We start from the raw sequence: 9,909 nt of genomic DNA on the forward strand, positions 1-9,909 counted from the left end.
ACGGGCCGAGGGCCTGACCGCCAGCCAGGAAGCCACCGGCCACTACCGCGCCCTCACCCGGACGAACCCCGACGCCCACCTCCCCGACCTCGCCATGTCCCTCAACAACCTCTCCATCCGGTTGGCCGAGGCAGGCCGACGGGCCGAGGGCCTGACCGCCAGCCAGGAAGCCACCGGCCACTACCGCGCCCTCACCCGGACGAACCCCGACGCCCACCTCCCCGACCTCGCCATGTCCCTCAACAACCTCTCCATCCGGTTGGCCGAGGCAGGCCGACGGGCCGAGGGCCTGACCGCCAGCCAGGAAGCCACCGGCCACTACCGCGCCCTCACCCGGACGAACCCCGACGCCCACCTCCCCGACCTCGCCATGTCCCTCAACAACCTCTCCATCCGGTTGGCCGAGGCAGGCCGACGGGCCGAGGGCCTGACCGCCAGCCAGGAAGCCACCGGCCACTACCGCGCCCTCACCCGGACGAACCCCGACGCCCACCTCCCCGACCTCGCCAGGGCTCTCAACAACCTCTCCATCCGGTTGGCCGAGGCAGGCCGACGGGCCGAGGGCCTGACCGCCATCGAGGAGGCCGTTGCCATCCGCCGCGCCCTCACCCGGACGAACCCCGACGCCCACCTCCCCGACCTCGCCATGTCCCTCAACAACCTCTCCATCCGGTTGGCCGAGGCAGGCCGGCAGGCGGAGGGCCTGACCGCCATCCAGAAAGCCACCGGCCACTACCGCACCCTCACCCGGACGAACCCCGACGCCCACCTCCCCGACCTCGCCATGTCCCTCAACAACCTCTCCATCGACCTCGGTGAGGTGGGCCGGCGGGCGGAGGGCCTGACCGCCATCGAGGAGGCCGTTGCCATCCGCCGCGCCCTGGCCCGGGCGAACCCCGACGCCCACCTCCCCGACCTCGCCACGGCCCTCAACAACCTCTCCATCGACCTCGGTGAGGTGGGCCGGCGGGCGGAGGGCCTGACCGCCAACGAGGAGGCCACCGGCCACTACCGCACCCTCGCCCTGACCTACCCCGACCTCTTCGGACCAGCCCTGCAGCAGTCCCTGGACATTGCCGTCTGGCTCGAAGGGCTCGATCCTTAGCCGGGTGGGGCGGTGGCGCCGGCCCAGGCCCGGCGCCTGATGTCCGGGTCGTCGGGCGGTCAGCCGGGTCGGGGGGAAGGTCTCACAACTCCTTCCGTGATCTGCCGGTCGAGCGTCAGGGCAGCAGGTCCAGGTGCCCCGCGTATTCGCCGGTCTCCAGGTACGTCCGCAGGAGGCCGAGAATTCCCCGGGCGCGCTGCGGCCCCCAGCCGAGCACCGCGGCGTTCTCCGACCCGAGGACGAAGTTCAGGATGATCAGATCGCGCATCACCAGGAACTCGTCGAACTGCGCCGCTCCGGCGGGGAGGGCGCGGACGGACCGGTAGCCCGCCAGGTAGCGTTCGGCGAAGTCCTCGTACGCGGGCCGGTCGTCCGCGCAGGTGCGCAGGACGGACGACAGCACCGTGGCCACGTCGAGCATGGGGAAGCCCCAGCCGCAGTCGTCGAAGTCGATGACGGCCGTGGAGCCGTCGTCGGTCTCCAGGAGGTTGCCCCGGTGGAGGTCCGCGTGGATCACGCCCCAGTCGGCGGATCCGGGCTCCGGCAGCCGGGCGCCCACGGCTGCGGACACCTCCTGGAGGACCCGCTGCTCGTCCTCCGTCAGACGGCCCCGCGCCGTCGCGCCGTCGAGCGCGGCGCCCTCGGTGAAGACCTCGCGGTGTCCCCAGACCGGTCGGACGAAGCCCGCCGGCGGCCGGAACCCGGCGGCGTGCTCGTGCAGCCGGGCGGTGACCGCGCCGATGTCCCCGGCCGCGCCGGGGCGCGAGTACGGCGGCGACGCCCGCCCGGGGATCCACTCGAAGACCGCCGCCGTCACCGGCTCGGGACAGCCCGCCAGTTCCAGGCCGACGACCTTGTCGCCGGCCGGGGTCGCGACGGGCACCGGCACTGTGACCGCCTCCTCCGCGAGGAGCGCCTCCATCCAGTCGAGTTCGGAGCGCTGCTCCGCCGCGCTCCGCCCGTCGCGCACCGAGATTCGGAGCGTGTACAAGATGCTCTCCGGGTGGCCGCGCCGGCGTCCGGCGAGCCGGTACACCGCGTTGTCCTCGTACTGCACGAGGCGCAGATCGTCGCAGCGGATTCCGTGGACCTCCGCCACGCGGACGGCCGACGCCCGAAGCCGGGCCCGCTGGGTGGAGCGCGACAGTTCGTAGAAGGATCGTGCCATGGGGGTTCCTCGATTCGGTGGCCGGAAGCGGTTCCGATCCTCGTCGAGGGGGCCTCGTGGAGGAACGGCGCGATCCGGCGCGATCGAACAGTGGTCGGGGCCGGGAAGGCGGACGACCGAGGGCGCCCGGTCTTCGCGGGGGAACCTCGGGGGGTGAGGTTGGCACGATTCCGCTGTGCCGCCGGCCGTCGGGACTGCTGCGACCACGGGGGGATCCCTGGTGCGTGGCCGCAGGTGGGGGTCCGCCGGTCGGGCTCGGGCGGCACGTCGTCCTAAAATGCGGAGCATGAACAGGACCACGCCGGCACACGGAGACCCCATCCCGATGGAGACGCGGCGGACCCGCTGGCAGGAGTCGGGCAACAGCGAAAGCTACGGCGAGCGGTTCGCCGATCTCCTTTCCGGCGGCGAGGACATCGACGGTGAAGCGCGGCTCGCCGACACGCTCCTGCCGCGCGGCGCCCGGGTGCTCGACGCCGGCGCCGGCATGGGCCGGGTCACTGCGGCACTTCTGCGGCGCGGGCACGACGTGGTCGCGGTCGAGCCCGACGAGGCACTGGTCCGGCAGGCCCGGGAGACCTACCCCGGACTGCCGATCGAGGAACGCGACATCCTCGGCCTCGGCCCCGACGACGGCCCGTTCGACCTGGTCGTCTGCGTCGGCAACGTCATGATCTACCTGGCCGAGGGCACCGAACGCGAGGCCCTGCGCGCGATGCGCTCCGTGCTCGGTGAGAGCGGCCGGATCCTGGTCGGCTTCCACCTCCAGGGCCGGCCGCCGCACGCCCACACCTACACCGCGGCCGAGTTCGAGGCGGATCTCGCGGCCGCCGGACTCCGCGTCGACCTGCGGGCGGGCACCTACCAGCTGCACCCCGCGAACGAGGCCTACGGCGTCTGGGTCCTGAGTCGCACCCCGGGTGAGGCCAACAGGTAGGTCCGCAGCTCGCGGGTCGGGACTCGTGAGCGGAACCCGCCCGGATCCGCGGCGGCACCAGGTCGGCCGGCGTCACCGCGTTGAGCGCCGCCCGGCACCTCCGACGGCGAGCCCCTGGGGGACGAACTCCGCTACCACTGACGGGAGTTGAAAGAAGGACCCGGCCGGCCGCGCGACGGCCGTACGTCGAGAACGCCGAACTCGGCGTCGTGCCGAGTGGCCGCCGCCGCGCTCCGTGCACGCGCGGGAATCGGAAACGCCACCGGCTGCGAAGGTGTTTCGCGTACGCTTTTCCGCCGTGCGTCATTCATCGGCCTTTCGCGGATCACGGATCCGGCGGACTGGAATTCCCTCTCCGGCCTGCACGGAATCGCCCGCTCGACCATTCGGGGATTCCACGCCGGAACGGCCCCCGAGAGCATTCGCGCGGCGGGCACGGGAAGCGATTCCTTCCGCCCGCGGCCCGCGCGGCGCGTGAGCAGCCGCTACCCTTGAGCGACCGCTACCCTTCGCCCCGCAGTCGCGCGATCAGTTGTGTCCGGGACCGGACTCCCGCCTTCTCGAAGACGTGCCGCACGTGCGTCTTCACGGTGGTGACGCCGATGAACAGCGCGGCGCCGATCTCGGCGTTCGAGGCGCCCTCGCAGACCAGGCGGACCACCTCGCGCTCGCGAGGCGTGAGCCCCCAGGCGGCGACCGGCGGCCCGGTCCCGACGGGACCGCCCCCGGCCTGAAACGTGTGCTCCAGGAAGGCGTGGGCCTTGTCGAGAAAGCCCAGGTCAGCGGGGGCGAAGTCGCCCAGCTCCGCAGTACGCAGCAGGGACAGGCCGCCCACGATCCGCGCACCGCTGTAGAGGTAGAGCTCCGCCTCGTGGCGGAACCCGAGCGGAGCCATGAAGCGCCGGTAGTACTCGCCGCGCTCGTATCGCTCCGGCAGGTCGCGCATGGTCACCAGGGGTCGGCGGGGGCCGGCGAAGCGCCGCGGGTGGAACGGGTCGAGGCGGTGGTAGTGCGCGGTGTAGCTCCGGTTCTCGACGGGCCGAATCCGGTGGAACGCGTGATCGACGGCGTTCAGCCGCGTGTCGACGGAGTAGAAGACGACTCCGGAGCAGTTCACCACGTTCGCCAGGAACGTCATTGCCTCGGCCTTGAAGCTCCAGGGGTCTTCGTCCTCGGGAAGAAGTCGCATCGTTGTCGCCACAACCTCGAAACGGATTTTCGCGATCCTACCAGGATCCCGGGAAAGCGGAACAGAGGCGATCTCATACATTGGAAGGATGTCCGGGGCCGAAGGGCCGGAATAGCTTCGCCTCGCCGATCGGGAATGCCGGTCGCAGCAGAGGAAGGGAGAGCCCGAGGCAATGACCGGGACCGAGAACCTGAACCACCACCGGGGCCCTGACGGGCGCCGCGCGGTGGACGTCGTCGTCCGCGCCGCGCACCTGTCCGCGCCGGCCGCCACGGGCCGGTGCGGATCATGAGCCGGCCGATCGCACCGTACCTGGCCGTCGGCCTGTCGACGGTGGTCCGCGGCATCACCTCGCGCGCCCAGATCGCGCACAACCTCGACATCGTCGAGGAGGCCGTGCACGCCGCAGTGTCCGTCGTCGGCATCAACATGCCGGTCAAGCTGATCGCGCTGGCCGAAGGCGCGTTGACCGGATTCACGGACGAGACCCTCGACATCCCGCACGTCACCGCGGCCCGCGACCTGTTCATCGACATACCCGGTCCGGAGACCGAGCGACTGGCCGCGCTGGCCCGGCACTACGACACGTACATCGTCGCGCAGTGCAAGGCCCGCTGGCCGGAGATCCTGCCCGACCGGTTCTTCAACACGCTGTTCGTCATCTCCCCGGCGGGCGAGATCGTGCACCGCGCGGCGAAGAACCACGTATGGTGCCGCGAGCGCTCCTGCACTCCGCACGACGTGTACGACCGGTGGGTGGAACTCTTCGGTGACGGCATCGACGCGTTCTACCCGGTGCTGCGCACCGACGACATCGGCAACATCGGCACGATCTGCTGCAGTGATGGCGAATACCCGGAGGCGGTACGGGCGTTGGCCCTCCAGGGCGCCGAGGTGGTGTACCGCCCCAGCGAAGCGGTGCCGATGACCCAGGCCGGCCCCGACCCCGGAGGCACCTGGCTGCTGCAGAACCGGGCACACGCCCACTTCAACAGCCTGTACATGGTCTGCCCGAACGCCGGACCGGTCTATCCGACGCCCGACTCCCGCTACCCGTACGACATCGCGGGCGGCAACGCGCACATCGTCGACTTCAACGGGGCGGTGCTCGGGCACACCGTGTCCGGGTACAACTCCTTCGTGTCCGGGATCGTCGACATCGAGGCGCTGCGGCAGTTCCGGACGATGAACCTCAACAGCAACTGGCTCAAGGACCTGCGCACCGAGGTCTTCCGGCGGATGTACGACGAACCGATCCATCCGGCCAACCTGTGGCTGACGGACGAACCGGTGCAGCACGCCGAGGCGGACGAGATCTACCGTGCCAACATCCGCCGACTGGTGGAGCGGGGCACGTACACGCCGCCGGCGCACGCGTTTCCCGGCGCACGCTACATCGCGCCGCCGGACCCCGGGCCGACCGGGTAGCCTCCAGCCGCTGATCACGGCGGCGACCGAGGTTCCCGGAGTCCCGCCCGGAGTCCGGGTACCGACGGGGACGGTACCCGGTCGCACCGGCAGTGGGCCGGGCCGTACCCTCCGGCCGGCGGGTACGGCCCACGGCCCCGCGAGCGGGCGGGGCCCGGCCGTCAGGCCACGCCGCACCAGTCGATCGCCGTCATGGCGTACGCCTTCGCTGCGGCGACCAGCTCGTCGATCGCGCACCGTTCGTCGACGGCGTGCGCCATCGCCAGGGCGCCCGGCCCCAGCCCGACGGCGGGTATGCCGGCGGCCGTGAACCAGGTCAGGTCGGTGGCCGAGGGGAACGGCAGCAGATCTCCCGGACCGGCGAACGAGGTGCCGAGGGACGCCCGTTCGCGAGCGGTGCGCACCGTTCGGCAGAGCGGATGGTCTGCGTCGGTCCGCCCGCCCGGGTAGTGCATCGGCCAGTCGATGCGCGGAGGACGGGCACGCATCCAGGGGTCGTCGCGCACGGCGTCCTGCACCGTGCGCGTGATCTCCGACCGGATCTCCGCCGCGTCCGACGCGGGCGGGTAGAAGATCGCGTACTCAAGGGTCGCCCGGTCGGGGATGAACGCGACGTTGCGGCTGCCGTGGGCGGCGCCGTCGAACACGTTCAGGCCGATGGTGAACTGGCCCTTCTCGAACAGCGGGTCCGACCGGCTCTCCAGCCATTCGGTCTCCAGCCGGCGCAGTCCGTCGTGGATCCGCAGGGCGGCGTCGACCGCGCAGACGGCGACGGGGGCGGCGGCGCCTTCGGCGGCCTGTCCGGAGCCCACCGCCCCGGCGCGCGTGCGGCGGCGCATCGACGCGTGCGCGCTGCGCCCGGTCACCGCGATGCGCATGGTCAGCACGCCGGGCGTGGCCGGCATGACCGTCAACGGCCGGGCGGCGCCGGTGGGCTCGGCGATGACCGCCCCGTCGGCGGTGAAGCCGCGACCCAGGACGGCGGAGGTCCCCAGGTGGTGTTCGAGGTTCTCCTCGCCGACCACGCCCTGCAGAACCAGGTCGCCCCGCAGCCGTGTCCCGGTCTCGGCCAGCGCCCTGGCGGCGAAGGCCTGTGCGACCAGTCCGCCCTTCATGTCGACGGTTCCCCGGCCCCAGACGTGGGTCTCGTCGACGAACGCCGTGAAGGGGTCGTGGGTCCAGTGCGCGGCGTCGTCCGCCGGGACGACGTCGACATGGCCGTTGAAGATCAGCGAACGGCCGCCGCCGCTGCCGCGCACCACGCCGACCACGTTGTCCCGGCCGGGCACCTCGCCGAACAGCTCGGTCTCCGCGCCGGCCTGCCGGTAGTGGCGCGCCAGCAGCCGGGAGACCTCCGTCTCACCGCCGACCAGCTCGTCGTAGTCCTGGTCCGGATAGGTCGGGTTCACACTGCGGACGGTCACGGCCTCGGCGAGCGCGGCCACCATCTCCTCGCGCATGCCGTCGAGGCGGGCGAGCACCCGGTCCGTCGCGTCGGGTCTCATGAGGTCACCGCCGGCGTCTCCTCGGCCGGGCCGGAGAGCTCGCCGCTGTCGTGGACGGTCCGGCCGCCCACCAGCGTCCGCAGCACCCTGGTGCCGGGGAGGTCGTCCTCCGGACAGGTCACCGGATCGCGGTCCACGATCACCAGGTCCGCGTGGTTCCCCGGCATGAGCGAGCCGATCCCGGACCAGTCGAGCACCTTCGCCGCCCCGGTCGTCCACATCTGCACCGCCTCGATGCGGGAGATCCTCTGGTCCGGCCCGTCGTTGCGGTGGTTGCTGCCCGCGAAGCGGTGGGTCTGCGCCAGTTCGATCTGCTCCCACGGGTTCTTCGGACCCCAGTCCGAGCCGCCCGCCAGGTCGAGCCCGGTGTCGAGGAGGCGACGCAGCGGTTCGAGGTCGCGCCAGACGTGGGTGCCCATGCGCTCGCCGTACATCGCGCCCTTGCCCCAGGCGAATCCGGCGCTGGTGGTGACCCGGAAGCCGAGGTCGGCGTAGCGGCGGGCCTGTTGCGGCGTGATCGTGATGGCGTGCTGGAGGATCCAGCGCCGGTCGCGGAAGTCGTGCTCCCGCACGACGCGTTCCGCGATGTCGAGGAAGTCGTCGTGCTCGCGCTGGGAGCCGACGCACACGTTCGCCCGGATGCCGTTGGCGGCGCAGAACCTGACGAAGGTCTCCTCCTTCTCCAGGGACACGAACCGATGGCCGCGGGTGGGGCGGCCGAAGGGGTCCCGGTAGGGCTCGTAGGTCGAGAAGTGGCCCGAGAAGCAGGGGCCGCCGGGGCTGATCGTGAGCCCGTCGAGCCGCAGCATGTCGTCGCCGTCGTCCGCGACCTCGCCGGCGAACCGTTCGAGGCGGGCGGCGAATTCGTCGTGCGACAGGGGGTCGAACGGATAGAAGATGACCGACTCGACGTCCAGCGTCGCCAGCACGCGCAGGGGCAGGGCGCCGGTCTCGTGCAGGTGCCGGTAGAGCCCGATGTGCTCCGGCTCCATCGCGTGGCCCTCGTACACGGTGGTCACGCCCTGCGCCGTGTAGCGCGCCAGCTCCGTGGTGGTGCCGGCGACGGCGTTCGCCATGCTGAGCTTCGGCAGCTTGGTCAGGATCTGACCCCAGAAGGGGTCGTAGGTGTAGTAGTTGGTGACGGGTCCGCGCAGGATCCCGGTGAGCTCGCCGGCCTCGTTCTTGTCGATCTCGACGTCGCAGACCCGGTCGGGGATGAAGGCGGTGAGCCCGACGGCGCGCAGGCCCGCGCTGTTGAAGGCGACCACGTTGGGAATGCGCGGCGCCCAGGCCTGGATCAGCACCGGGTGGGCGTCGGTCGCCGAGTCGAGGGTCCACCGGTCGGGCAGGCGCCGTTCGGCCAGGTCCCGCTCCGAGCGGCGGATGAAGTAGTGCGGCTCGCCGACCGGGGTGCACATGATCCACTCCCCCGCCGGCGTGGTCGCGGCCTTGGCCCGGATGCGCGCCACGATGTCCGCGTGGTCGACGGCGTCGGTCAGGTCGACGAGCCCTCCCGCCAGCATCCCGAAGTGCGCGACGTGCGGGTGGGTGTCGATCAGGCCGGGCATGACCACGCCACCCTCGGCGTCGACGTGGCGGGCGCCGGGCCCCGCCGCCTGCACCATGGCGTCCCGGTCCCCCGTCGCGAGCACGCGCCCGCCGGACAGGACCAGTGCCTCGGCCTCGGCCTCGGGTGCGCTCGGATCGAGTGTGCGCACCCGTCCACCAGTGATGATCGTGTTGGTCATAGCTTCCCTCCGCAGTCGACGGTGGTGCCTGGTGGGGACACCGTAACGCAGAAAGTTCTCCATGTGGAGAAAACTTCTCCCGGGCGCGGCGGTACGATGAACTCCGTGACAACGCCCGTACGCGAACCGCAGATGGACCGGGGGATCGCCCGTCGCGAAGCCCTCCTGGACGCCGCGATCCGGCTGCTGGCACGGGAAGGCGCGCGCGCCCTGACCCACCGGGCGATCGCGGCGGAGGCGGGCACCACCCACGGCATCGCCCGCTACTACTTCGGCACCCTCGACCAATTGCTCGACGAAGCCCTGCGACGTCTGGCCGCCCAGCAGGTCGAGGAGGTCCACGCGCTGTTCCACCGGCTGCCGGACGCCGACGTCCAGCAGCGGATCACCCGCATCGTGGAGTACGTGACCGGCTCCCTGGCCCGCAACCGGGACGCCGACGTCGCCCGGTACGAGTTCTTCCTGGAAGTCGCCCGCCGCCCCCAGTTGCGGGCGAGCCTCGACGCTTGGGGGACCGCCCAGCGCGCCGCCTTCGCCGGCGAGCTGCGCGGGGCCGGAGCCACGGACCCCGAAGCCGGCGCCGCGGACCTGCTGACCATCGTCAACGGCCTGCTACTGGAGCAACTCGCCCTTCCCACCGACGACTTCGAGACCGCCCGGCTGCGGCCGGCCGTCGCACGGTTCTTCCCGGCGGGCTGACACCCGGCGTCGGCCTCACGCACGAAGCCGCTCGCCTCAGAGGTCGTTTTATCCCGATGTTTTATCCCTAAATCAGCTACTTGATCTGGGATGTCGGGTCGCGCCATGAGATGGTGTTCTCGCCGGTGAG

The 9,909-nt window shown here is 71.6% G+C and carries 8 protein-coding genes; 4 read left to right on the top strand and 4 right to left on the bottom strand.

Annotation, left to right across the window (positions count from 1 at the left end):
* Positions 1–1,105: tetratricopeptide repeat protein (locus ACFU74_RS33340; RefSeq protein ID WP_380763642.1), on the top strand; the 1,105-nt coding region annotated here is incomplete at its 5' end.
* Positions 1,106–1,220: 115 nt separating this feature from the next.
* Here ACFU74_RS33340 and ACFU74_RS33345 read toward each other — a convergent pair.
* Complete coding sequence (locus tag ACFU74_RS33345) at positions 1,221–2,273, bottom strand: phosphotransferase enzyme family protein (protein WP_380763644.1); 1,053 nt, start codon at positions 2,271–2,273, stop codon at positions 1,221–1,223.
* Positions 2,274–2,559: 286 nt separating this feature from the next.
* Here ACFU74_RS33345 and ACFU74_RS33350 point away from each other — a divergent pair, with 286 nt between their 5' ends.
* The gene (locus ACFU74_RS33350) at positions 2,560–3,210 is read left to right on the top strand and encodes a class I SAM-dependent methyltransferase (protein ID WP_380763646.1); all 651 of its coding nucleotides are present in this window, start codon (positions 2,560–2,562) and stop codon (positions 3,208–3,210) included.
* A 502-nt stretch (positions 3,211–3,712) separates the two neighbouring features.
* On the opposite strand, the gene ACFU74_RS33355 is transcribed toward ACFU74_RS33350, so the two are convergent.
* Positions 3,713–4,480, bottom strand: a complete 768-nt coding sequence (locus ACFU74_RS33355) for a response regulator transcription factor (protein ID WP_380763648.1) — start codon at positions 4,478–4,480, stop codon at positions 3,713–3,715.
* Between the two features lie 207 nt (positions 4,481–4,687).
* On the opposite strand from ACFU74_RS33355, the gene ACFU74_RS33360 reads away from it, so the two are divergent.
* Positions 4,688–5,827, top strand: a complete 1,140-nt coding sequence (locus tag ACFU74_RS33360; RefSeq protein WP_380763649.1) for a nitrilase-related carbon-nitrogen hydrolase — start codon at positions 4,688–4,690, stop codon at positions 5,825–5,827.
* Between the two features lie 161 nt (positions 5,828–5,988).
* On the opposite strand, the gene ACFU74_RS33365 is transcribed toward ACFU74_RS33360, so the two are convergent.
* Positions 5,989–7,332 (bottom strand): M20 family metallopeptidase, encoded by a 1,344-nt coding sequence (locus tag ACFU74_RS33365; RefSeq protein ID WP_380763651.1) that lies wholly within the window; start codon positions 7,330–7,332, stop codon positions 5,989–5,991.
* Positions 7,329–9,080: an amidohydrolase gene (locus ACFU74_RS33370; protein WP_380763653.1), complete on the bottom strand. Its 1,752-nt coding sequence runs from the start codon at positions 9,078–9,080 to the stop codon at positions 7,329–7,331. The genes ACFU74_RS33365 and ACFU74_RS33370 overlap by 4 nt, the downstream gene beginning before the upstream one ends.
* A gap of 105 nt (positions 9,081–9,185) precedes the next feature.
* On the opposite strand from ACFU74_RS33370, the gene ACFU74_RS33375 reads away from it, so the two are divergent.
* Entirely contained in the window at positions 9,186–9,779 is a 594-nt protein-coding gene (locus ACFU74_RS33375; protein ID WP_380763655.1) for a TetR/AcrR family transcriptional regulator, read from the top strand.
* Positions 9,780–9,909 lie beyond the last annotated feature (130 nt).

It is taken from the genome of Kitasatospora sp. NPDC057500 (genome assembly GCF_042802195.1).
Taxonomy (GTDB): Bacteria; Actinomycetota; Actinomycetes; order Streptomycetales; family Streptomycetaceae; genus Kitasatospora.